This is a genomic window from Nocardia harenae NBRC 108248 (assembly GCF_001612885.1).
Lineage (GTDB): Bacteria > Actinomycetota > Actinomycetes > Mycobacteriales > Mycobacteriaceae > Nocardia > Nocardia harenae.
Genome location: NZ_BDBH01000007.1, coordinates 341,492 through 363,296, shown reverse-complemented (window position 1 = coordinate 363,296; position 21,805 = coordinate 341,492). Strand labels below are relative to the sequence as shown.

Genomic DNA, 21,805 nt, shown 5'->3' with positions numbered 1-21,805 from the left:
CGGTTCGAGCTCGCGCGGGCCGGGCCACCGCTACCTCCTCATGGGCCGCAACCGGACGATCGACCTTACTCAGCGTAGAGCGCGACATCTCCGGCCGCACACCCGGCTTCCCCACCCGCGGGCGGCTTTTCGGTTCGGATCAGCCCGAATGTGGTGCCCGTTAGCGCAGATTTCCGCCGGTGTTCACACCCGGTCGATCGGCTCCCACTGGCTCCGCGTCCCACCTTCGCCGAGCCCCGCCACCGCCCACGTGGCCGACCCCGAGCCCATCGGCCACGGCATCGCTCCGCCGTAGCCGCCCCGTCGTGGATCACCCCCGCGACACACACAATGCGCTCGCCAGACCCCTAGACTCTGGGCAGGCAGCATCGGCCGCGAGGGGAACCGATGGAGGACAGGGCTGAGGGTATGACGCGGCGATTGAAGAAGCGCGGTCGTGAGGCTTTGGATCGAATCGGGCCGCGGCGGTCCGAGGATCAGGTCATCGCCGAGGCGGCCCAGTACTGGACCAGCTCAGCCGAGCCCACCTGGGCCGGGAACTCGCATTGGCGGACCGGGATTCCCGGCCAGTGGGAGAAGGTCGGGCAGGACCACCTGGCGCTCTTCGACAAGCTGACCCGCGTCCTCGACACCCCGCCGTCGTTCGGCACCGTCCTCGAGTGGGGCTGCGGCGGCGGCGCCAACGCCGTCGCCTTCGCCCCCCGCGCCGACCGCTTCGTCGCCGTCGACGTCGTCCAGGCGAGCCTCGACGAATGCCGCGAACACACCCTCGCCGCCTGCGACGTCGACTTCGTACCGCTCCTGGTCGAGGTCGAGAATCCCGAAGCGGCCCTCGCGGTCGCCGGTCGCGCGACGTGTGACGTATTCCTCTGCCTCTATGTCGTGGAGCTCCTGCCCTCCCCCGAGTACGCCACCCGAATCCTGCGGATCGCCCACGAGGTACTCGCCCAGGGCGGGGTCGCCTTCATCCAGGTCAAGTACCGCGACGGCGACGGCCGGACGGCGCCCCGCCGCAACTACGCCCGAAACCTCGCCGCACAGACGATCTTTCCGATCGACCGATTCTGGCGGGTCGCGGAGGAGGTCGGCTTCCGTCCCGAGGCGGTGCACCTCGTCCCGGAGAACGAGCTCGACCGGAACTACGCGTATTTCCTGCTCAGCGTGGTCTAACGGCTGGGCGGCGGCCGGAAGCCCACCGGCCACACGGTCCGGGCGTCGTATTTCACCCCCGCGACGCCGACACCGGTCAAATCGACACCGGTGAGATCGGCCCCGCTCAGATCCACATGCTCCAGCGACACGGCCCGGAAACTCGCCCCGGTCAAGTCGGCATCCTGAAACCCGACCTCGTTCAATTCCCCCCTTTCGAATACGGCCCCGGAGAGATCGGCTCCCCGGAAGGAAGACCGCCACACAGCGGTATCGCGCATCACCATTTCCCTGAGATCGGCCGAGTCGAAATTCGTGTCGAAAATCCCCGACGAGTTGATGACAGCCCCACTCAGATCGGAGCCGCGGAAATCGGTATTCGTCAGCGTCACATCCACCATCAACACCCCGGCCAGACACGTTTCCCCCACATCCACGGCATGAATCTCCTCCCCCCTGGTCCTCGCCTCCCCATCCTCCTCGTACCCCCGGCGAGCGATAGCGGTGGAAGCAGCCTCGATATCCGGCGCGACCGCCTCGACGGAGTCACACGCCTCCCCCGCGGGCGCATGCGTCCGGACAAAAGCCGAGAGCACAGAGAACACCCCCCAGTGATCCCGCGGCGAGTCGACCGCCAACCGCTCCAGCGAGTAGATGGCCCCCAGCCGGATATCCAAATTCTCGGACCCGAGCTGCGAAACCGCCTTGTAGTACCGGTCGTTGATCTGCGTCTCCCGCTGCGTCTCCACCTGCAGCCGGCTCGCCTCGAACGACCTCGCCGTGAAGAGCACCGCCCCGATGGCGGTCAAAGCCGTCACCAGCCCCGCGACCTCGGCAATCGTGATCCCCCGAAATCGCTCGCCCACCCCGCGAAGGAAACTCCTGACCCGCCGAAACCTGACGGCATGCGGAACATGCAGCCGCTGACTCGCCGTACTACGCCGCAACCTCCCCTTCCGAGGTGGCGGCAGGGTACGCCGCGTCCGACGCGGCACCGGCCGACGCAGCCCCGCACCCGCGACCCTGCGCGGTACCGAAGAACTCGATCGACGCGGCGCACCGGGAGTCATCTCGCGATCATGCCCAAACACCGATCGATAAGCATTCACCTGGGCAGGCGTTTCTCGCTGGTGGGGCGGGCGGGGCTCGAACCCGCGACCAATGGATTATGAGTCCACGGCTCTAACCGACTGAGCTACCGCCCCCGACCTCGCGATCACGAGTGCCACCGGATGCTACCGGCTCACCTGATCCCGACACCAGTTGCGAGCTCGGCACTAGGGTGACGGGACGTACCCGCGAGGTTCCGGAGGCCGTGATGGCGAGTGTGTTCGTGAAGCTGTTGCAGGCGCATCAGTGGGTGTACGAACGCAGTGACGGGCGGGTGGGGCATCGGGTGCTGTTCGGGAATCCGACGCTGCTGCTGCGGACCGTGGGGCGGAAGACCGGGCAGCCGCGGGTGGCGGCGCTGACATACGGCCGGGATGGCGACAACTTCCTGGTGACGGCGTCCAACGGCGGGGCGGACAGGCCGCCGGGTTGGCTGGCGAATCTGAAGGCGCGGCCGGAGTGTGAGATCCAGGTGGGACGGGAACGGCTTCGGGTGACGGCCAGGCCGACGTACCCGGGGGATCCGGACTATCTGCGGCGGTGGACGATCGTGGACGGGGTGAATCAGGGGCGGTACACCGACTACCAGAAGCTGACCGCGCGGCCGCTCGCCGTGGTGGTGCTGTCGCCTGCGCGCACCGAGCAGGCGTGATCGTCGCGTCCGATGCGCGAGCGCACCGGACGCCGGAACGGGGGTTAGCGGGGGCCGCTGTCGATGCGCGCCTCCGGTAGTTCGGCATTCTCCCAGCGACTCCGATCCAGCGGGGGACGGCTGGCGAGTTGCACGACTCCGATGACCATGAACAGAACGACTGCTACGACCGCGACCACGATCAGAATTTCCACGGACGGCACAGTAGCCCCGCAAACGAGACGCCGCACCGGGTAGCCGGTCTGTATTTCCAAGTTTCCCGAACTCACGGTCACTGAAACCATTCGGGATGGATCGCCATACGGCATCAGCCCCGCTTGTGCATAATCACTACGGCCAGCGGGGCGGCATTGTGATCTCCGACAAACTTCCGGCACGGGCGTGGGGCGCTCTCGGGAAAGGGTGACGGGACACACCCGGGCGGCAACCGCATCGACACCGCCGGTTAATGATCAGCAACGGTCGGCGGGCCCGGGTTCTGGCGGAAACGGTCAGGAACCTCCGCCGCAGCTGCTACTGCTGCCGCTGCTGCACGAACTCCCGCTGCTGCACGAGGAGCCACTGCTGCACGAGCTACCGCTGGAACAGGAGCTACCGCTGGAGCAGGACGAATCGTGCGAGTGGTGGTGATGGTGGTGCGACGACGAATCGCCGCCGGAGAACCCCGGCCCGCTGTCGGACCAGTGCGTACTCGAGCTGTCGGAGTCGGCGGCGCTCCACGGCGAGTACCCGCCGCTGCCGAGCGAGGCGGTGACATTGCCGATCTGGTCGTGCGCGCTGGAGACCAGCCGCCACACCAGGAACCCGATGACGAGGACGACCAGCACCAGCAGCACCAGCGTGACGACGAGAACGGCGATCATGGGCCGAATGGTAGCGCCGAAACCGGCTCCGAGCAGCAAGAATCGAGCCCGCTGGCTACAGTGGGGAGGTGGCGCTTCTCCGTTCCCGCGCGGCCGCGCGGCCCGCTGTCGACCTGGGCCGGGTCGAATGTGCCGTCGAGGCACTGGAACTCGTCGAGCCGGTCTTCAAGACCTGCCCGTGGGAGCCGCGTGCCCTGGTGATCACGGGGTTGCGGCAGTGGCTGCGGTGCTGCGGGGCGGCGCTGCGCGACGGCCGGATGATCGGCATGCCCTCGCACGCGGTGGACGAGGCCTGGCACGGGCTCATCCTCTGCACCGAGCGGTACGCGGATTTCTGCGACGCCGCCTACGGGCGCTTCCTGCACCACCGCCCGGACGGCGCGGGCAGCGCAACCCCGGAGCCGGTGGAGCGGCAACTCGGGCGCACGGTGGTGGCCTGGTCGCTGGTGGCGCGGCCGGGTGAGCGGTGCGTGCTGTGGGATCTGGACACGGTGGTCGGGGTGGAGCGGCCGTGGGGGGTGTGCGCGCACCAGGTCGCGGCGGTGGAGTCGGAGCTGGCGCGGCTCGCGGCGGGGTGAGCGCTCGGACATGGAGCACCGGGCGGCCGCCCGCGGCGCGGGAGACGCACGGGAGAAACTCGCTCGGCGGGGTGGACGCACGAAAGTACCTGCGGCACCGCACAGCAGCGACGGAAACTCCGGCACCGCAACCACGGGTACGGAGTATCCGCAACACCTGGATACAGCGGTGAGCGGCGTAAGTTCGGTGCCGACGCTCGACCTACGTGAGGAGATCCGGTGAGCCGACTCAGCGGCAAAGTGGCACTGATCAGCGGCGCGGCCCGCGGCATGGGGGCCGCGCACGCCAGGGCGGTGGTGGCCGAGGGCGGACGGGTGGTGCTCGGCGACATCCTGGACGAGCCGGGCGCGGCGCTCGCCGCCGAGCTCGGCGACGCCGCGGTCTACGTCCCGCTGGACGTCCGCGATCCGGCGGCGTGGGACGCCGCGGTGCGCACCGCGGAGGAGACCTTCGGCGGGCTGCACGTACTGGTCAACAATGCCGGGATCGCGAACGGGAACCTGCTGCCCGACTTCGAGCTGAGCGAGTGGCAGAAGATCATCGATATCAACCTGACCGGCACCTTCCTCGGCATGCGGGCCGCGGTCCCGCTGCTGAAGACGTCGGGCGGCGGGTCGATCGTGAACATTTCCTCGGTGGAGGGGATGCGCGGGAGCGCGGGGCTGCACGGGTACGTGGCGACCAAGTTCGCGGTGCGCGGGCTCACCAAGTCGGCGGCGCTGGAGCTGGCGCCGCAGGGCATCCGGGTGAACTCGGTGCACCCGGGGCTCATCCGCACGCCCATGACCGAGGGGATTCCGGAGGACTTCCTGCAGATCCCGCTCGGTCGCGGGGCCGAGCCGGAGGAGGTGTCGGCGCTGGTGGTCTTCCTGGCCTCGGACGAGTCCTCGTACTCGACCGGCGCGGAGTTCGTGGTGGACGGCGGGCTCACCGTCGGGGTGCCGCACAAGTCCTGACTCAGCCGAGCAGCAGCCCGGCGCCGAGCGCGAGCATGATCAGCGCGATGCCCGCGTCCAGCACGCGCCAGGCGCCGGGGCGGGCGAAGAGCGGGCCGAGCAGGCGGGCACCGTAGCCGAGCGCCAGGAACCACAGGACGCTGGCGGTCATGGCGCCCGCCGCGAGATACCACCGGTCCGCGCCCGCGTGGGCCGAGGCGAAGGAGCCGAGCAGGACCACGGTGTCCAGGTAGACGTGCGGGTTGAGCCAGGTCAGGGCGAGGGTGGTCGCGATGGTCGCGCCCAGCGCCGGTGCGGAGCGGAGCGGCCGGATCGCCGGTGCACCCGCCCGTCCCAGGTCCGGACCGGCCCCGCCGGGGGCCGCACCGCCGTCGACGGCGTCACCACCCGCTGCCGCCCCCACCGGCACCAGCGCGGACTCCGCGCGGCCCGGCTCGGGATCGGCGGCCGGAACCAACCCGGCCGGACTCCACGCCCGCCGCAGGGCCAGCACCGCGTACCCGAACAGGAACGCCGCCCCGGCCCACCGCGCCACCACCAGCACCTCGGGCACCGCTCGCAGCACGGCCCCGAACCCGCCGACCCCGGCCGCGATGAGCAGCACATCCGACGCCGCGCACACCGCAACCACCGCACCCACGTGCGTGCGGGCGATCCCCTGCCGCAGCACATACGCGTTCTGCGCACCGATCGCGACGATGAGGGAGAGTCCGAAGCCGAAACCGGCGAGAGTCGAGGTCACCCCGTCAAGTTAGGAACGCCGCACCGAACAGTCCAGCTGATGATTTTCACGCACCATTAGAATTTCTGAATGGACCTGCAGCTCGACCAACTGCGAGCGCTGAGCGCCGCCGTCACCGAGGGCACCTTCGAGGCCGCCGCCCGCACCCTGCACATCACGCCGTCCGCCCTGAGCCAGCGCATCAAGGCACTGGAGGACGCGGCGGGCCGCATCCTCGTCCAGCGGGTGAAGCCGGTGCGCCCCACCGAATCCGGCGCCACCGTGCTCCGCCTCGCCAGGCAGCTCGAGCTCTTGGTCGGGGAGACCGCCCGCGAACTGCAAGCGGAATCCGGGAGCGGCCGGGTGCGGCTCCCGTTCGCGGTGAACGCCGACTCGCTCGACACCTGGGTGATGCCCGCGCTGGCCCGCACCCCACCGGGGCTGAGCTTCGAGATCCACCGGGAGGACGAGGAGCACACCACCGCCCTGCTCCGCGACGGCACCGTGGTCGCCGCCATCACCGCGACCCGCCGCGCGGTGCAGGGCTGCTCGGTGCGCCCGCTCGGCAGCATGCGGTACCGGCCGATGGCGGCGCCGGAGTTCGCGGCGACCTGGTTCCCGGACGGCGCCGACGCCGAATCCCTGGCCCGCGCCCCCGTGGTGAACTTCGACCGCAAGGACAGTCTGCAGGAGGAGTACCTGCGCAAACGCACTCGGCGGCCGGTGACGGCGCCGCGGCACTTCGTCCCGACCCCGCACGCCTACGTCGCCGCCATCCGGCTCGGCCTCGGCTGGGGCATGGTCGCCGAAGCGCAGCTCACGGCGGCGCCGGAGCTGGCCGCGATCGACGGCGACGCCACCGTGGACGTGCCGCTCTACTGGCAGCAGTGGAAGGTGGAGTCGCCCGCCCTCGACGCGCTGGCCGCCGCCATCGCCATCGCGGCGGCAGGCACCCTCCGTCCGGCCGATCCCTGATCCGGAACCGGCCCCCCGCAGGTCTCAGCGCATGAGTCTGCGCGCGAGCTTGCTGCCGAAGCCGAGCCGGATGGTGCGATCCAGCGTCTGCACCATCTGGTCGGCGTACGGGTACCAGATGCTCTCCTTCTTCGGCCCCCAGCGGTCGATCAGCACCGGCTGGGCGTGCGTGAACCCGCGCAGTGCGTCGATGCCGTTGACCTGCCCGAGCCCGCTGTCCTTGCGCCCGCCGAACGGCGCCTCCGGCACCCCGTAGATGACCGAGGCGTCGTTGTGCACCACCGACCCGGTGTGCAGCCTGCGCGCCAGCCGCACCGCCTTCTCCCGGTCCCGGGTGAAGACGCTGCCGCTCAGGCCGTAGGCGCTGTCGTTGGCGCGCCGGACCGCCTCGTCCTCGTCGGCGACGCACATGATCGAGACGATCGGGCCGAAGGTCTCCTCGCGCATGAGCTCCATGTCGTGCGTGACGTCCACGACCACGGTCGGCTGGAAGTAGACCCCGTCCGCGGTGTCCTGCTCGCCGCCGAGCAGCACGGTGGCGCCCTTGTCCCTGGCGTCCTGCACGTGCTTGCTGACGATGTCCAGCTGGCGATCCCAGAAGAGCGGGCCCACATCCTTGTTCGCGCCGTAGGTCACCGCCGCGGCCTTCTCCCGCACCTTGGCGATGAACTCCTCGGCGATGCTCTCCACCACGTAGACGCGCTCCACGCCGACGCACACCTGCCCGCTGTTGAACATCGACAGGTACACCGCGCCCGCCGACGCCCGCTCCAGATCCGCGTCGGCGCAGACGATCATGGCGTCCTTGCCGCCGAGCTCCAGCGTGCACGGGATGAGCCGCTCGGCGCAGGCCGCCGCGATCCGCTTGCCCGTCGGCACGCTCCCGGTGAACGAGATCTTGTCGATATCGCCGTCGACCAGGGCCGCGCCGGTCTCGCCGTCGCCGTGCAGCACCTGGAGCACGTCCGCCGGAACGCCTGCCTCGTGCAGCACCCTGACCGCCCACTCGCCGGAGTGCGGGGTCACCTCGGAGGGCTTGAGCAGCACCGCGTTCCCGGCGAGCAGCGCCTGCGCGACCGGGTTGATGGAGAGCACGAACGGGCCGTTCCACGGCGTGATCACGCCGACCACGCCGAGCGGCCGGTACCCGACCACCAGCTTCTTCAGCGGCGCCAGGTAGCCGTGCAGCCGCCGCTTCTCGTCGGCCAGGTCCTTGGGCGCGCGGCCGCTCCAGTAGTTCAGGAAGTCGCAGGACGGCAGGATCTCCACGGCCAGCGCCTCGACCAGCGGCTTGCCGGTCTCGCCGCGGACCGTCGCGGCGATCTCCGCGCGCCGGTTCACCAGCACCTGCACCGCCTGCCGAATGATCGCGGCGCGCTCGGAGACCGGGCGCGCGGCCCAGCCGGGCTGGGCCGCGCGGGCCTTCGCGATCGCCGCGGTCACCTCCTCCGGTGTGCGCACCACGATCTCGCCGACATCCGCCCCGTCCGCGGGCGAGCGCAGGCCGAGCCTGCGATGCCCGTCGGCGGTTGGCGTCAGCGCTTCGACGATGGCCATGCGATCTCCTCACACCAAATGGTGGAACAGGTTCTAATTATGCTCGAGCTTACGACACCGGCGCGCACCTGTACACCAGTCCGGGCGCACCGGCTCGCGAGCGTTCAATCAGTTGATTGACAACGGTGCGGCCCCGGTCCACGATCGGTGGGCGATCCCTACCCCACCCGGAGGCGCCATGCCGAGCGAACCCGCCGAATCCAGCCTCACCGCGCCCTACAGCGTCGAGTTCCCGTTCACCCGCACGGTGGGCCCCACGCTCGGCGTGTTCTTCGGCGGGCTCCGCGAGGCGCGGCTCTACGGCGCCCGCACCGATCGCGGCACCGTGCTCTGCCCGCCGCTGGAGATCGACCCGGAGACCGCGCGCCCCACCGGCGAACTCGTTCCACTCCCCGATGTCGGCACGGTGCTCGGCTGGACCGGGGTGCCGAGCCGGGAGAGCGACGAGCTCGGCCCCGGCCACTTCGCCTGGGCGCTGATCCGGATCGACGGCACCGAGGGTGCGCTCTTCCACGCGGTCGACGTCGGCGGGGAGCTGGATCGGATCACGCCGGGGCTGCGGGTCAGGGTGCGCTGGCGCGCGGAGCGGGAGGGGAGCATCCGCGACATCGTCTGCTTCGAGCCCCTGGAGGACCCGTGCCCCTGCCCGCCCCGGTGACCACGTTCACCAGCCCGTTCAGGATGGACTACACCTACGTGGCAGGCGGCGGGCGCTCGCTCTTCCTGCGCGGCCTCGCACGGCGCGAGCTGCTGGCCCGGCGCTGCCCCGGCTGCGCGCAGGTGTACCTGCCGCCGCCGGAGTTCTGTTCGCGCTGCCTCACCGAGCTCTCCGCGCCCTTTCCGCTGGCGGGCACCGGCACCGTGCGCACCTTCTGCGTAGTGAACTTCCCGTTCCCCGGGCAGCGGTTCGACCCGCCGTACGTCGTCGCGCAGATCCAGGTGCACGGCGCCGACACCAGGCTCATGCACCTGGTGCGCGAGATCGGCTCCGACGCACTGGAGATCGGCACGGAGGTGGAGCCGGTGTGGGCCGACGACGCCGAGCTGACGCACTCGCTGGACAGCATCCGCTACTTCCGGCCGACCGGGGGTGCCCATGCGTGATGTCGCGGTGGTGGCGTACGAGCGGTCACCGGGGCGCGCGGCCGACCGCGAGGCCGACATGGCCGAGATCCTGCTCCCGGTCATGCGCCGGGCGCTGGCCGCGGCCGGGATCACCCGCGACCGGGTGGACTTCCTGGCCTCCGGCAGCCACGACTTCTTCGAGGGCCGCACCTTCGCCTACATCGATTCGCTGGACGCCGTCGGGGCCTGGCCGCCGATCTCCGAATCGCACGTCGAGATGGACGCCGCGTGGGCGCTGCACGAGGCGTGGACCTGGCTGCAGCTGGGCGAGGGCGAGATCGCGGTGGTGTACGGCATCGGCCGCGGGGCGCTCCCCAGCGACCTGGACCAGGTGATGGCTGCCCAGCTCGACCCCTACTTCCTGGCGCCGCTGCGCCCGCACCGGGACGCCGCCGCCGGGCTGCAGGCCGCCGCGCTGCTCGCCGCGGGCGCGCTGGACGAGAAGCAGCTGGCCGAGGTGGTCGCGCGGAGTCTGGCCGCGGCCGTGGACGAGCCGGGCGCGCAGGTCAGCGGGGTGGTGACGGTCGAGGAGCTGCTGGCCGCGCCGTACGTCGCCAGCCCGCTGCGCGCGCACGACCGCGGCCCGGCGGGCGACGCGGCGGCGGTGCTCGTGCTCGCCGCCGGTGATACCGCGCGGGCGCTCACGGAGCGTCCGGCGTGGCTGCGCGGCATCGATCACCGGATGGACACGCACTACCTGGGCGCGCGCGATCTCACCCGGTGCGGCACCGTGATCCGCGCGGCGGCGAAGGCGGCGGAGCTCGCCGGGTTCGGCGCCGCCGACGTGGATATCGCCGAGCTGCACACCGAATACAGCTATCAGGAGCCGTTTCTCGCGGCCGCGCTCGGCCTCGGCGCGACCCCGATCAACCCGGGCGGCGGCCCGCTCACCGGCCGCCCCGCCACCGCCACCGGGCTCATCCGGATCGGCGAGGCGGCCGCGCACATCCTGCGCGGCCGGGCCGGGCGCACGCTGGCGCACGCCACCAATGGCCCCGCGCTGCAACAGAACATGATCTGCCTGCTGGAGGGCCGATGAGCGACAATCCGCGGCCGCGCGCCGCTCGGCCCGACCGGGTGCGGGTGTCCCGCGGAACACTGGAGGGTGGCCGATGAGGACCGCGGTGGTCGGGATCGGGCAGAGCAGGCAGGCCAAGCGGCGCGAGGTCACCATCGGGGCGATGGTGCGCGAGTCGGTGGACGCCGCGCTCGCCGATGCCAGGCTGGAGTTCGCCGACATCGACGCGGTGGTGCTCGCCAAGACCCCCGACCTGTTCGACGGCGTGATGAACCCCGAGCTCTACCTGGCCGACGCCATGGGCGCCCGCGGGCTGCCGGTGACCAGGGTCTTCACCGGTGGCAGCGTCGGCGGGCACGCCGCCATCCACGGCGCGCACCTGGTGCGGGCGGGGCTGGCGCGGCGGGTGCTGGTGGTCGCCTACTCCAAGGAGTCGGAGGGCGACTTCACCTGGGCGCTCTCCCGCGGCCTCCCCTTCAGCGCGCACCTCGGCGCCGGCGCGGGCGCGCACTTCGCCCCGATCATCCGCGAGTACATCCGGCGCTCCGGCGCACCCGAGCACATCGGCTGGCAGGTGGCGGTGAACCACCGGCTCAATGCCACCCGCAACCCGTACGCGCACATCCAGCGCCCGGACATCACCGTCGAGGAGGTGCGCGAATCGCGCATGCTCTGGGACCCCATCCGCTACCTGGAGTCCTGCCCCTCCTCCGACGGCTCCTGCGCCATCGTGGTCACCGGCGCCGACGACGCGGGCGGCGGCACGCACCCGCCCGCCTGGATCCACGGCATGTCCTGGCGCACCGAGACCGGCCACTTCGCGGGCCGCGACGAGGTGAACCCCGAGGCGGGCCGCCAGTGCGCCGCCGACGCCTACCGGCAGGCCGGCATCACCGACCCCGCGCGGGAGATCGACACCGCCGAGCTCTACATCCCGTACAGCTGGTACGAGCCCATGTGGCTGGAGAACATCGGGCTGGCCGAGGTGGGCCGCGGCTGGGAGCTCGTCGACGACGGCAGCACCGCGTTCGGCGGCGCGCTGCCGGTGAACCCCTCCGGCGGCGTGCTCTCCGGCAACCCCACCGGCGCCACCGGGCTGCTCCGCTTCGCCGAGGCCGCGCTGCAGGTGCGCGGCACCGCGGGCGCGCACCAGGTGGACGGCGCGCGCCTGGCCGTCGGGCACGCCATGGGCGGCGCCTCCCAGTTCCACGCCCTGTGGGTCGTCGGCCGCGACCGGCCCTGAATTCGAGGAGAACGCATGAGCAACCGGGTCTATGTCGTCGGCGTCGGCATGACGAAGTTCGAGAAGATCCAGAGCCGGGACTGGACCTACCCGCAGATGGTGGCGGAGGCGGTGAGCGGCGCGCTCGGCGACGCGGGCATCGGCTACGACCGGGTGCAGCGCGCCGCCGTCGGCTACGTCTTCCAGCCGTCGACCGCGGGCCAGCGCGCGCTGTACGAGGTGGGGCTGACCGGGATTCCGGCGGTGAACGTCAACAACAACTGCGCAACCGGCACCTCCGCGCTGCTGCTCGCCCAGGAGTGGGTGCGGTTCGGCGCCGCCGAGGTGGCGCTCGCGGTCGGCTTCGAGCAGATGACGAAGGAGGCCATGGCCGGGTCGGGGGCGCGGCCCGCGGTGACCACCATCGACCGGCACCTCGCGGCGCTGAAGGCCGCGGCCGGGTTCGGCACCGCGCCGCTCACCACCCAGTTCTTCGGCGCCGCCGCGGCCGAGCACATGCGGGTGTACGGCACCACGAGGGAACAGCTGGCGGCGGTGGCGGTGAAGAACCACGAGCACTCCACGCGCAACCCGTACGCGCAGTTCCAGGATGCGTACACCGTCGAGCAGGTGCTCGCCGACAAGCCGGTGCACGACCCGCTCACCCGCTCGCAGTGCTCCCCCATGTCGGACGGTGCCGCGGCCGCCGTGCTCGCGAGCGAGCGCTTCGTCGCCGAGCACGGGCTGGGCGGGCAGGCGGTGGAGATCGCGGCGCAGGCGCTGGTCACCGACGATGCCGAGTCCTTCGCGAGCGGGTCGATGATCGACGTGGTGGGCACGCCCATGACCCGGCGGGCCGGGCGGCAGGTCTTCGAGGCGGCCGGGGTCGGCATCGAGGAGGTGGACGTGCTCGAGGTGCACGACTGCTTCTCGATCAACGAGTTGCTCACCTACGAGGCGCTCGGGTTGTGCGCGCCGGGGGAATCCGGGGCGCTGGTCGAGTCGGGCGGCACCACGTACGGCGGGCGCTGGGTGGTGAACCCGTCCGGCGGGCTCATCTCCAAGGGGCACCCGCTCGGCGCCACCGGGCTGGCGCAGTGCGCCGAATTGTCCTGGCAGCTGCGGGGGCTCGCGGCCGAGCGGCAGGTGTCGGGTGCCCGGATCGGGCTCGCGCACAATCTCGGGCTCGGCGGGGCCTGTGCGGTCACGCTGTACCGCGGTCCGCGGGGATAGCGGACGCTGCCACATCACCGCGCCGGCCACCGCGCACCGGCCGCACGAGTCGGGCCGCAGTGGGCCAGGCCGCAGGGGTCGGGCCCGGGCGGGCCGGGTGCGAGCCCGGCCCGGACACCTCACTTCGCCGGAACCGCGAACACTCCCCTTCCGGTGCCGAGCGGCAGGTCGGCGGTGGTCCGCAACCCCGGCTCGGCCGCGACCACATCCGGGATGGCGTTCACGATCCGCCCCGCCGCCGCCACGATGGCGGCGTGGTTGTGATCCCCGAACTTGCTGGTCGGGCAGATGTCGACGGTGTACGAGGGCTCCCCGGTGATCTCCACCCGGTACGAACCCCCCTCCTGCGCGGGCCGCGCCCAATCCGGCCGCAGGTCGTCGCGGAGCCGGGTCACGTGCTCCACCACGATCGCCGGATGGCCGTGCACCCGCCCGACGATCTCGAAGCGCAGCGCCGCCACCCCGCCCTCGGGCACGTGCCCGGCCGCGATGTCGAACGCCTCCGGCGCCGGCTCCCGCTCGTAGCTCTCGGTGATCTCGTCCAGCTCGATCCCGAACCCCGCCGCCAGCTGCCGCAGCGTCGAGCCCCAGGCAATGGTGAGCACGCCGGGGAGCAGCAGCATCGGCACCTCGTCCAGCGGCTTGCCGAACCCCATGACGTCGAACATGACGGTCGCGCCGTCGTAGGTGGCGTAGTCCGCGATCTCCAGGCAGCGCACCTGCTCGATCCGCTGACAGGTGGAGGCGAGCGCGAACGGGATGAGGTCGTTGGCGAACCCCGGATCCACCCCGGTGACGAAGAAGCTCGCCCCGCCCTCCACCGCGGTCCGCTGCACCCGGTCGACCACCTGCTGCGGCAGCACCTGCCACGGGTACTGGAACGACACCGGCGCCGAGCCGACCACGTTCACCCCGGCGGCCAGGAACTTCAGGCAGTCCGCCAGCGCCTCCATCGGCCTGGTGTCGCCCATGGCGCAGTAGACCGCGCAGTCGGGCTCCAGGGCGAGCAGCGCGTCCAGGTCGTCGACCGCGGTGATGCCGGTGACCACGTCCAGCCCGGCCAGCTCCCCCGCGTCCTTCCCGACCTTGCCCGGTGCGGAGACCGCGAGCCCGGCCAGCTCGAATCGCGGGTCGGTGACGAGCTGGCGCAGCGCCAGCGCGCCCACGTTCCCGGTGGCGATGTGGACGACGCGGATGGGCATGGGGTCTCCTCTGCCGAGCGGTGCCCGAGCACCTGTCTGGAAATCTGTCTGGAACCTGTTCCAGATCCTATGGTAGCGTCGCCCCCATGGGACGCGTTGACGGCAAAGTCGCACTCATCAGTGGCGGGTCGAGGGGCATGGGCGCCGCGCACGCCCGGCTGCTGGTGGCCGAGGGCGCGCAGGTCGTCATCGGCGACATCCTGGACGACGAGGGCAAGACGCTGGCCGAGGAGCTCGGCCCCGCCGCGCGCTACGTGCACCTCGACGTCACCGAGCCCGAGCAGTGGGAGGCGGCCGTCGCCGTCGCCGTGCGGGAGTTCGGCTCGCTGAGCGTGCTGGTGAACAACGCGGGCATCGTGAACGGCGCGCCCGTGCACAAGTTCGACCTCGACCAGTGGCGCCGGATCCTGGACGTCAACCTGACCGGCACCTTCCTCGGCCTGCGCGCCGCGGTGCCCGCCATGAAGAAGGCGGGCGGCGGCTCGATCATCAATGTCTCCTCGATCGAGGGGCTGCGCGGGGCGCCGTGGGCGCACGGCTACGTCGCCACCAAATGGGGTGTGCGCGGGCTGGCCAAGTCTGCCGCGCTGGAGCTGGCGCCGCTCGGCATCCGGGTGAACTCGCTGCACCCCGGGCTGATCCGCACCCCGATGACGGAGAACATCCCGGACGACATGGTCACCATCCCGATGGGCCGCCCGGCCGCGCCGGAGGAGGTCGCGACCTTCGTGCTCTTCCTGGCCGGCGACGAGTCGTCCTACGCCACCGGTGCGGAGTTCATCGTGGACGGCGGGCTGGTCGCCGGCGTTCCGCACAAGACGTCGTAGGCCGAGCACCGCCCCCGCGCTGCGGCACATGCTGCCCCCGCACGCGCCCGGAGCACTAGTCTCGACCCCGTGACTGCAGGCCGATCCGCCGGGCCGGGCGCGGATGCGGCGCTGCCCACCGACCGCCGCCTGGTGGCCGCCGCCGAGCGGCTCTTCGCCGAGCGTGGCATCGACGCCGTCTCGCTGCGCGCGGTCATGGCGGCGGCGGGCGCCAATGTCGCCTCGGTGCACTACCACTTCGGCTCCAAGGACGCCCTGGTCCGCGCCGTGGTGCGGGCGCGCGGCGGCGAGATCTCGGTGCGCCGCGCCGAACTCCTGGACGCTGCCGCGGCCGCCGCGCCCTCCGCCCGCGCGCTGGCCGAGGCCTTCGTCCGCCCGGTCGCCGAGGCCATGGCGAACGGCGGCGGCGACTGGGTCACCGTCGTCGCCGACGTGATCACCGTGAACCACAGCGCCCTGCACCCCATGACCGACGAGTTCGCCGGTCAGGCCGTGCGCTTCACCGAACTGCTCACCCGGCTGCACCCGGAGATCCCGCCCCGCACCGTGCGCTTCCGCCTCACCCAGGCCATGACCTTCACCTTCCAGACCCTCGGCGACCGCGACCGGCTGCGCGACATCCTCGCGCTCAGCGGCACCCACCTCACCGCCGCCGAGGTGCTGGACGAGCTGCTCGACACCGTCACCGCGATCCTGGCAGGCCCACCGGATCGCTGAGCCCGGCACCGAACGGCCGCCGCCGGGCAGCGGCCGGAGCGCGGCTGCGCGCCGCGCCCGAATCGCAGTGCCCGGCAGCACGATCAGCTCAGTTCACCTGGCGCGCCGTCTCGCCCCAGTACTGCGCGCGCAGCGCCTTCTTGTCCGGCTTGCCGAGCGGGCTCACCGGGATGCTCGCCGCGAAATCGACCGACTTCGGCGCGTACACCGCCCCCTTGCGCTCCTTGACCAGCGCCTGCAACTCCTCGACGGCGACCTCCTGCCCGTCGCGCAGCACCACGACGGCCTTGACCGCCTCGCCCCACCTGTCGTCCGGCACCCCGATCACCGCCGCCGCGCTCACCGCCGGATGCGCCGAGAGCACGTCCTCCACCTCGCGCGGGTACACATTGAAGCCACCGGAGACGATCATGTCCTTCTTGCGGTCGACGATGTAGAGGAACCCCTCCGCGTCCTGCCGCGCGATATCCCCGGTGTGCAGCCAGCCGAACTGGGTCGCCTCCGCCGTCTGCTCCGGCTTGTTCAGGTACCCCTGCATCACCAGCGGCCCGCGCACGCAGACCTCGCCCGGCTCGCCCTCCGGCACCTGGTCGCCCTGGTCGTCGAGGAGCGCCACGTGCAGCCACGGCACCGGCTTGCCGCAGGAGGCGAGCCGCTCCGGCCTGTCCAGGTCGTGGTCCTCCTTGCGCAGCACCGAGATCGTCATCGGGCTCTCGGCCTGGCCGTAGAACTGGAAGAAGATCGGGCCGAACTTCCGGATGGCCTCGGCAAGCCGGGTCGGCGAGATGGCCGAGGCGCCGTAGAAGACCGTCCGCAGGCTGGAGAGGTCGTATTTGTCCAGCTCCGGGTAGTCCAGCAGCGCGTAGAGCATGGTCGGCACCAGCATGGTCGAGGTGATCTTGTACTTCTCGATCGCCGCCAGCACCGCCGCCGGGCTGAACCCGGGCAGCACCACGATCGACCCGCCCTGCAGGCTGGTCGGATTCCAGAACGCGCCGCCCGCGTGGCTCAGCGGCGTGCAGACCAGGAAGCGCGTCTCGTCCGGCCACTGCCACTCCGCCATCTGGATGCGCAGCAGCGCCGCCGCCCCCCGATAGCTGAGCATGACCCCCTTGGGCTTCCCGGTCGTGCCGCCGGTGTAAGCCAGGCTCCCGGTGTCGTCGAGCGACACATCCGGCGCGGTCAGCGGCGCGGGCTCGAACCCCGCCGCCGTCGCGATCAGATCCGTCCCTACCTCGGTCGGCCCCAGCGCGAGCAGGTTCTTCAGGCTCGGCACCGCCGCCGCCAGCTGCGCCGCCCGCTCCTGGTACTTGTCCGGGTCGTAGATCAGCGTCTCGATATCGCCGTCTTCCAGCGCGTACGAGTGATCCTCCAGCGACCCCATCGGGTGCAGCGACACGAACCGCGCCCCGACGACCGCGTTCGCCCCCTGTGTGAACAGCACCTCCGGCCGATTGGCCGAGAGCAGCGCCACCCGGCTCCCCACCCCGAGCCCGAGCGCGCGATACGCCTGCGCGACGGTGCTGATCCGATCCCGCACCTCGCGATAGGTCAGCGTCTCGTCGCCGATGTGCACGGCCGTCCGGTCGGCGTAGCGGTCCAAGGAGCGGATCAGCAGATCCACCGGCAACGGCTCCCGGTGCAGCGGATCGGGCTCCCGGCTCGGCGCAGGTGTGTTCATCGTGCCCCTCTCGGCGCGTGCCGCAGTCGAAACTGAGACGTGTTCTTCTCGGTTGCGCCGGACCACGGCCACGGCGCAACCCGGCCGGCGGACGGTCGAAACTATAACACGTTCTAGCTATTTTCCGATGGCCGCGGCGCGGGTTCAAGACCTGGGTCGCCGGGCAGCACGGTCGCCCTGTCCTGCCCGAGCACGAGGCACCGGAGATCCACGTCGTGCACGAGCCGCGGCGCGGCGCCGAGCAGCACGCCACCGACGGCGACGAGGAAGGTGCGAATCACCGAATCACTGCCCCGCTTGGTCCTCGGAGCCTGGTACAGCAGAAACCTGGCCTGCTGCCAGCTGGCGACATCGTCCGTACCGGCGCGGGCCAGTAGCTCCATCGCCTGCCGGAACATCTCCGCCCGCGCGGAATTTCCCGCGGTCACCACATAGATCGGATCACCGCCGGTCTCGAACCGGCGGGTGTCGCACCCGCGCCCCGCGACCCGTGCCGCCAGCTCTCGCGCCAGCTCCCGCGCCGCCGCCCCGCGCACCAGCATGTTCCCGTCGATGCGGGTACCGTCCGGCAGCCGGACGGAATTGGTCAGGATGTCGCCCGCGGCACCGCTGCGGAGAAAGCGGGATTGCGCCGCGCGGCCGTACCGGAGCGTGATCCGAAATGCCGGAGTGCTCACTCCGCCGGTGAAGACCCGATCGTCCTCGTTCCAGGTGCTGTTGAAGCGCAGCCTGCCGACGCGGCCGATCCGATCGCAATTCGGCCCGTAGTGGTCGATGGGTGCCAGAAAGCGCTCCGGGTCGACGGGAACCGCCGTACCCGGCCGGCTGGGTGCGGCGCGGGCAAGACCGTAGCGCCACTGCACGAGTTCGTGGTAGGCGGCGAGCAGCGCGCGCACACGCCGGGATCTGCCGCGAAACGCACGCCACTCGTCGCTCAGTACCGCGTGGGCGCGCCCGGCAGCCAGCACCTGCCATTCCGCGAAACGCCGCACCCGGCGCAGCTCGCCGGCGTCCGCGGAGTTCAGCGCGAGATGCGGAGTCGGGAAACAGTCGAGCCCGATCGCACCGTTCTCCGAGTGCACCATTGCTCCTGTCCCACCTCATCGGTCATTGTCTCAAGCCCGCCGAGACCGCCCAGTAGCCCACGACCATCACCGTCAACACACCCGGTATCGCCGCGACGCCCGGTGTTCGCGCCGCCCGTGCGAGTTCCCGGAAGGGCTGCCCGGACTCCGGCACCATTTCGAACAGTGTCGTCTCCGCGGTGCCCGGCTCCCGGATCTGCCGCGCGATATCGGCGAAAAGCAGGCGATAGCGCCGTTCCAGGCTCAGGTAGTACGCGTCGAGTCCCCAGAATATCCAGGCGGGAGCCAGCGCGAACAGAATCAGCATCGATGTTCGCGAATCCTGTGTCGTCAAGAACGCGAATATCACCGAGACGAGCGTGACCGACCAGCCGCGAACGGTGAACGATTGCTGGCTCAATCTCGTGATAACAGTTTGCAGCATCTCCAGATGTTTTACGCGATGATCCGTATTCATGTGCCCCGAGTCCCTTCGGGCCGCTCGCCGAAGAGTAGCCCAACTGGAACTATAGCGGCGAGATGTGCTGCCGTGCCGGTAGATTCGTACTCGCGGGGCGACGGCAGGCACAGCGGTCTGCATACACGGGAACACCGCCGGAGCAAGTCCGTCGAACGGCGGACACCGAATCCCGACCACGGTTGGAATTGACGCGGAAGGATGGGGCGGTGGATCGTACATTCGGCCAGGAGTTGCGCCGGCTCCGGCTCAGACGCAGCCTCTCACTCGGCGAACTGGCAGAGCTCGTGCACTACAGCAAGGGCCATCTGAGCAAGATCGAGAACGGCCGGGTGACCCCGATAGCGCCGCTCGCCCGCGCCTGTGATTCCGCGCTGTCCGCGGACGGCAGGCTGATCGCGCTCGCCGCCACCGATACCAGGCCGGGCCCGCCGCCCGAGCTGCCTGCCGACACCGCGTGGACGCAGCACCTGCACCCGGACGGCTCCGGCATCATCGAGATCAGCGGATCGCCGGGCCCGCCGATCGTGACCTACCCCGCCGTCGCCGGCTTCGCCACCGATCCGATCGCCGGGCTGGCCGCGGTGTTCGACGAGCTCAGGCGGCTGGGCAGGAGCACAAGCCCGAGCATGGTGCTGCCCATGGTGGCGGCGCAGAACCACGTCGCCACCGCCGCCGCGCGCCGGGGTTCGGCGGGCAACCGGCCGCTGCTCCTGCACGCCGCCCGCACCGCCGAGTTCGCCGGGTGGATGGCGCAGGAGTGCGGCAACGATATCGGCGCCGCCTGGTGGACCGAGCGGGCGGTCGACCAGGCGGCCTCGGCCGGCGATACCAGCATGGCCAGCTACGCACTGGTGCGCAGGGCCGTGCTGAGCCTGTACCGGGCCGACTCCTCGGCCACGACCGGGCTGACCGAGCAGGTGCTCGGCGACAGCGCGATCGATCCGCGAATCCGGTGGCTGGCCGCGCTCGGCGCGGCCCAGGGCTACGCCATCGGCGCGGACGCGGCGAACACCATGCGCGCCCTGGAGCGCGCGGGCGAACTCTGGGATCACGTCCACCGCGCGGGCACCGACGATCCACTCGGCCCCGCGGCGCTGCACGGGCGGTCGCTCCTGATCGAGGCGTGGTGCCACTACGATCTCGGCAATCTCGAGGCTGCCGCCCGGCTCTTCGCGAGCGGAATGTCCGCCGCCAGCGGGCAATCGGATCGCGATCGGGCCAGGTTCGGCACCAGGCAGGCGCTCGTCCACGCCGCGATGGGTGACGTCGACCGGGCCTGCGAACTCATCGAACCGCTGCTCGACGTGGTGCGCGCCGTCGACTCGGTCACCGTCCGGCTCGATCTGCACGACTTCGCGCGCACCGTCGGCCGCTTTCCCGACCATCCTGTCGTGCACCGCATTTCGACCCCGCTCCGGGACGCGCTCAACCGGCGCTGAACCCCGGAGTTGCGCCCGTTGCCTGTTCGAGCATGCAACGGGCAACCATTGTCTCGGTCCGGCCGCGGACGGCATCCTGGGAACAGACCGTCGAATCGGATTCGCATCGCGGGAGTGACACCACGGATCGAGGCTCCGAGAAAACGAACGGGTGCGACGCACCCGGCGCGTGTCACATCCGTCCCCAACCCTCGCGAGGAGCGAACCCTGTGACGAAAATCTTCCTCAGCTACCGCATCGCGGACAGCGCGTACGCGGTGCGCGAGATCTCCAGGCAGATGGCGGAGCGATTCGGCCGCGACAACATCTTCCGCGACGACGACTCGCTCGGCCTCGGCACGCTCTACGCGCGCCGGATCCGGAAGGCGCTCGAGCAGGCCGACCTGCTGGTCGCGGTGATCGGGCCGCACTGGCTCGACGCCGCCGACGCCGCCGGCAACCGCAGGATCGATGACCGGGATGACTGGGTTCGCCTCGAGCTCGCCACCGCCTACCGGCGCGAGACCCCGGTGATACCGGTACTGCTCGACGACACCGAGCTGCCCGCCGCCGACCGGCTGCCCACGGACATCAGCGATCTGGGCCGCTCGCAATTCTGGCGCATCCGCCAGCGCACGATGGACTCGGATATCGATGACCTGATCGACCGGATGGTCCCCGACTTCGGGCAGGCGGCAGCCGCCCCCGCGCCCGGCGGCTACCCCACGCAGAACATCACAGCGAGCGACAACAGCAATGTCGTGACGAACAACGGGGGTACGCAGAACGTCACGTTCGGCGCCCGCGGGAGGCGGTGATGTCACAGCCTCCCGGCCCGAATCAGAATCCGCACACGCAACAGCAGAACTACTCCGCCAACAACAACAGCAACGTCTTCGCCAACAACGGCGCAGGCAATCAGCGCATCCGCATCCACACGACGGGCCAGCGCCCGAAGCGCACCTGGGCGTGGATCACCCTGGTGGGGTTGCTGATCGCCGATGTCGCCTCCTACCAGTACGGCCAGTCCGCCTACACCGGGGGCGTGGACGAATCCGGCGACCTCACCCGCGCCACCGTCTTCATCGCGCTCATGATCGTCACGGTCCTCATGCTCCGCATCTGTGGCCGCGATATCAAGGACCGGTTCTTCTGATCCGAACCTCTGGACGGATGGGATTTCGCGCGACTGGGTGACCGACGTACAGCCGGCGTCGTCTCCGATGCCGGCTGTACGCCTCTCGTGAAGGAACAA

General features: G+C 70.9%; 24 protein-coding genes and 1 tRNA gene. 15 read left to right on the top strand and 10 right to left on the bottom strand.

Annotated features, from left to right (window positions below):
* The first annotated feature begins 408 nt into the window (after positions 1-408).
* The gene (locus NH2_RS17335; RefSeq protein ID WP_169811502.1) at positions 409-1,170 is read left to right on the top strand and encodes a class I SAM-dependent methyltransferase; all 762 of its coding nucleotides are present in this window, start codon (positions 409-411) and stop codon (positions 1,168-1,170) included.
* Here the strand turns inward: NH2_RS17335 and NH2_RS17330 are convergent.
* Together NH2_RS17330 and NH2_RS17325 are read right to left on the bottom strand one after the other, a co-directional pair.
* The gene (locus NH2_RS17330; RefSeq protein WP_067654834.1) at positions 1,167-2,015 is read right to left on the bottom strand and encodes a pentapeptide repeat-containing protein; all 849 of its coding nucleotides are present in this window, start codon (positions 2,013-2,015) and stop codon (positions 1,167-1,169) included. The two genes, NH2_RS17335 and NH2_RS17330, sit on opposite strands and share 4 nt — an antisense overlap.
* A gap of 262 nt (positions 2,016-2,277) precedes the next feature.
* A tRNA-Ile gene (locus NH2_RS17325) sits at positions 2,278-2,354 on the bottom strand.
* A 113-nt stretch (positions 2,355-2,467) separates the two neighbouring features.
* Between NH2_RS17325 and NH2_RS17320 the strand changes: the two genes are divergently transcribed.
* A complete protein-coding gene (locus tag NH2_RS17320) occupies positions 2,468-2,911 on the top strand; it encodes a nitroreductase family deazaflavin-dependent oxidoreductase (protein ID WP_067654831.1) in 444 nt (147 codons plus the stop codon).
* A gap of 44 nt (positions 2,912-2,955) precedes the next feature.
* Here NH2_RS17320 and NH2_RS28855 read toward each other — a convergent pair whose 3' ends face one another.
* On the bottom strand, positions 2,956-3,105 hold the full coding sequence (locus tag NH2_RS28855) for a hypothetical protein (protein ID WP_157103826.1): 150 nt from the start codon (positions 3,103-3,105) through the stop codon (positions 2,956-2,958).
* A gap of 297 nt (positions 3,106-3,402) precedes the next feature.
* Positions 3,403-3,774, bottom strand: a complete 372-nt coding sequence (locus NH2_RS29450; RefSeq protein WP_067654828.1) for a hypothetical protein — start codon at positions 3,772-3,774, stop codon at positions 3,403-3,405.
* Between the two features lie 68 nt (positions 3,775-3,842).
* Between NH2_RS29450 and NH2_RS17310 the strand changes: the two genes are divergently transcribed.
* Together NH2_RS17310 and NH2_RS17305 are read left to right on the top strand one after the other, a co-directional pair.
* Positions 3,843-4,352 carry a glycine-rich domain-containing protein gene (locus NH2_RS17310; RefSeq protein ID WP_067654825.1) on the top strand — a complete coding sequence of 170 codons (510 nt, stop codon included), beginning with the start codon at positions 3,843-3,845 and terminating at the stop codon, positions 4,350-4,352.
* A gap of 219 nt (positions 4,353-4,571) precedes the next feature.
* The gene (locus tag NH2_RS17305) at positions 4,572-5,309 is read left to right on the top strand and encodes a glucose 1-dehydrogenase (RefSeq protein ID WP_067654822.1); all 738 of its coding nucleotides are present in this window, start codon (positions 4,572-4,574) and stop codon (positions 5,307-5,309) included.
* A 1-nt stretch (position 5,310) separates the two neighbouring features.
* Here the strand turns inward: NH2_RS17305 and NH2_RS17300 are convergent, their stop codons facing one another.
* Entirely contained in the window at positions 5,311-6,051 is a 741-nt protein-coding gene (locus tag NH2_RS17300; RefSeq protein WP_067654819.1) for a LysE/ArgO family amino acid transporter, read from the bottom strand.
* A gap of 69 nt (positions 6,052-6,120) precedes the next feature.
* On the opposite strand from NH2_RS17300, the gene NH2_RS17295 reads away from it, so the two are divergent.
* On the top strand, positions 6,121-7,005 hold the full coding sequence (locus NH2_RS17295) for a LysR family transcriptional regulator ArgP (RefSeq protein ID WP_067654816.1): 885 nt from the start codon (positions 6,121-6,123) through the stop codon (positions 7,003-7,005).
* A 24-nt stretch (positions 7,006-7,029) separates the two neighbouring features.
* Here the strand turns inward: NH2_RS17295 and NH2_RS17290 are convergent, their stop codons facing one another.
* Positions 7,030-8,562, bottom strand: a complete 1,533-nt coding sequence (locus NH2_RS17290) for an aldehyde dehydrogenase family protein (RefSeq protein WP_067654813.1) — start codon at positions 8,560-8,562, stop codon at positions 7,030-7,032.
* Between the two features lie 178 nt (positions 8,563-8,740).
* On the opposite strand from NH2_RS17290, the gene NH2_RS17285 reads away from it, so the two are divergent.
* From NH2_RS17285 to NH2_RS17265, 5 genes are all read left to right on the top strand, one after another.
* Complete coding sequence (locus NH2_RS17285; RefSeq protein WP_067654810.1) at positions 8,741-9,220, top strand: Zn-ribbon domain-containing OB-fold protein; 480 nt, start codon at positions 8,741-8,743, stop codon at positions 9,218-9,220.
* Between the two features lie 23 nt (positions 9,221-9,243).
* A complete protein-coding gene (locus NH2_RS17280) occupies positions 9,244-9,666 on the top strand; it encodes a Zn-ribbon domain-containing OB-fold protein (protein WP_067655753.1) in 423 nt (140 codons plus the stop codon).
* Positions 9,659-10,726: a thiolase family protein gene (locus NH2_RS17275; protein WP_067654807.1), complete on the top strand. Its 1,068-nt coding sequence runs from the start codon at positions 9,659-9,661 to the stop codon at positions 10,724-10,726. Before NH2_RS17280 ends, NH2_RS17275 begins: the two co-directional genes overlap by 8 nt.
* Before the next feature lie 73 nt (positions 10,727-10,799).
* A complete protein-coding gene (locus tag NH2_RS17270; RefSeq protein WP_067654804.1) occupies positions 10,800-11,948 on the top strand; it encodes a thiolase family protein in 1,149 nt (382 codons plus the stop codon).
* Positions 11,949-11,963: 15 nt separating this feature from the next.
* Positions 11,964-13,160 (top strand): thiolase C-terminal domain-containing protein, encoded by a 1,197-nt coding sequence (locus tag NH2_RS17265; protein WP_067654801.1) that lies wholly within the window; start codon positions 11,964-11,966, stop codon positions 13,158-13,160.
* A 119-nt stretch (positions 13,161-13,279) separates the two neighbouring features.
* Here NH2_RS17265 and NH2_RS17260 read toward each other — a convergent pair whose 3' ends face one another.
* Entirely contained in the window at positions 13,280-14,362 is a 1,083-nt protein-coding gene (locus NH2_RS17260; protein ID WP_067654798.1) for an NAD(P)H-dependent amine dehydrogenase family protein, read from the bottom strand.
* A gap of 86 nt (positions 14,363-14,448) precedes the next feature.
* On the opposite strand from NH2_RS17260, the gene NH2_RS17255 reads away from it, so the two are divergent.
* The gene (locus NH2_RS17255; RefSeq protein WP_067654795.1) at positions 14,449-15,189 is read left to right on the top strand and encodes a glucose 1-dehydrogenase; all 741 of its coding nucleotides are present in this window, start codon (positions 14,449-14,451) and stop codon (positions 15,187-15,189) included.
* A 69-nt stretch (positions 15,190-15,258) separates the two neighbouring features.
* The gene (locus tag NH2_RS17250; protein ID WP_067654792.1) at positions 15,259-15,906 is read left to right on the top strand and encodes a TetR/AcrR family transcriptional regulator; all 648 of its coding nucleotides are present in this window, start codon (positions 15,259-15,261) and stop codon (positions 15,904-15,906) included.
* 88 nt (positions 15,907-15,994) lie between these two features.
* Here the strand turns inward: NH2_RS17250 and NH2_RS17245 are convergent, their stop codons facing one another.
* The 3 genes from NH2_RS17245 to NH2_RS17235 form a co-directional block, all read right to left on the bottom strand.
* Positions 15,995-17,587, bottom strand: coding sequence for an AMP-binding protein (locus NH2_RS17245; RefSeq protein WP_067654789.1), 1,593 nt, complete (start codon positions 17,585-17,587; stop codon positions 15,995-15,997).
* 113 nt (positions 17,588-17,700) lie between these two features.
* Positions 17,701-18,672, bottom strand: coding sequence for a hypothetical protein (locus tag NH2_RS17240; protein ID WP_067654785.1), 972 nt, complete (start codon positions 18,670-18,672; stop codon positions 17,701-17,703).
* Between the two features lie 22 nt (positions 18,673-18,694).
* Positions 18,695-19,129, bottom strand: a complete 435-nt coding sequence (locus tag NH2_RS17235; RefSeq protein WP_157103825.1) for a hypothetical protein — start codon at positions 19,127-19,129, stop codon at positions 18,695-18,697.
* A 209-nt stretch (positions 19,130-19,338) separates the two neighbouring features.
* Between NH2_RS17235 and NH2_RS17230 the strand changes: the two genes are divergently transcribed.
* From NH2_RS17230 to NH2_RS17220, 3 genes are all read left to right on the top strand, one after another.
* On the top strand, positions 19,339-20,571 hold the full coding sequence (locus tag NH2_RS17230) for a helix-turn-helix domain-containing protein (RefSeq protein WP_169811501.1): 1,233 nt from the start codon (positions 19,339-19,341) through the stop codon (positions 20,569-20,571).
* 209 nt (positions 20,572-20,780) lie between these two features.
* Complete coding sequence (locus tag NH2_RS17225) at positions 20,781-21,368, top strand: toll/interleukin-1 receptor domain-containing protein (RefSeq protein WP_067654777.1); 588 nt, start codon at positions 20,781-20,783, stop codon at positions 21,366-21,368.
* The gene (locus tag NH2_RS17220) at positions 21,368-21,706 is read left to right on the top strand and encodes a hypothetical protein (protein ID WP_067654774.1); all 339 of its coding nucleotides are present in this window, start codon (positions 21,368-21,370) and stop codon (positions 21,704-21,706) included. Before NH2_RS17225 ends, NH2_RS17220 begins: the two co-directional genes overlap by 1 nt.
* Positions 21,707-21,805 lie beyond the last annotated feature (99 nt).

Bases quoted from the DNA above. Each gene is read 5' to 3' on its own strand.
- NH2_RS17335 (WP_169811502.1), top strand. From the start codon at position 409: ATGACGCGGCGATTGAAGAAGCGCGGTCGTGAGGCTTTGGATCGAATC.
- NH2_RS17320 (WP_067654831.1), top strand. From the start codon at position 2,468: ATGGCGAGTGTGTTCGTGAAGCTGTTGCAGGCGCATCAGTGGGTGTAC.
- NH2_RS29450 (WP_067654828.1), bottom strand. From the start codon at position 3,774: ATGATCGCCGTTCTCGTCGTCACGCTGGTGCTGCTGGTGCTGGTCGTC.
- NH2_RS17295 (WP_067654816.1), top strand. From the start codon at position 6,121: ATGGACCTGCAGCTCGACCAACTGCGAGCGCTGAGCGCCGCCGTCACC.
- NH2_RS17290 (WP_067654813.1), bottom strand. From the start codon at position 8,562: ATGGCCATCGTCGAAGCGCTGACGCCAACCGCCGACGGGCATCGCAGG.
- NH2_RS17285 (WP_067654810.1), top strand. From the start codon at position 8,741: ATGCCGAGCGAACCCGCCGAATCCAGCCTCACCGCGCCCTACAGCGTC.
- NH2_RS17280 (WP_067655753.1), top strand. From the start codon at position 9,244: ATGGACTACACCTACGTGGCAGGCGGCGGGCGCTCGCTCTTCCTGCGC.
- NH2_RS17275 (WP_067654807.1), top strand. From the start codon at position 9,659: ATGCGTGATGTCGCGGTGGTGGCGTACGAGCGGTCACCGGGGCGCGCG.
- NH2_RS17270 (WP_067654804.1), top strand. From the start codon at position 10,800: ATGAGGACCGCGGTGGTCGGGATCGGGCAGAGCAGGCAGGCCAAGCGG.
- NH2_RS17265 (WP_067654801.1), top strand. From the start codon at position 11,964: ATGAGCAACCGGGTCTATGTCGTCGGCGTCGGCATGACGAAGTTCGAG.
- NH2_RS17260 (WP_067654798.1), bottom strand. From the start codon at position 14,362: ATGCCCATCCGCGTCGTCCACATCGCCACCGGGAACGTGGGCGCGCTG.
- NH2_RS17255 (WP_067654795.1), top strand. From the start codon at position 14,449: ATGGGACGCGTTGACGGCAAAGTCGCACTCATCAGTGGCGGGTCGAGG.
- NH2_RS17245 (WP_067654789.1), bottom strand. From the start codon at position 17,587: ATGAACACACCTGCGCCGAGCCGGGAGCCCGATCCGCTGCACCGGGAG.
- NH2_RS17240 (WP_067654785.1), bottom strand. From the start codon at position 18,672: ATGGTGCACTCGGAGAACGGTGCGATCGGGCTCGACTGTTTCCCGACT.
- NH2_RS17235 (WP_157103825.1), bottom strand. From the start codon at position 19,129: ATGAATACGGATCATCGCGTAAAACATCTGGAGATGCTGCAAACTGTT.
- NH2_RS17220 (WP_067654774.1), top strand. From the start codon at position 21,368: ATGTCACAGCCTCCCGGCCCGAATCAGAATCCGCACACGCAACAGCAG.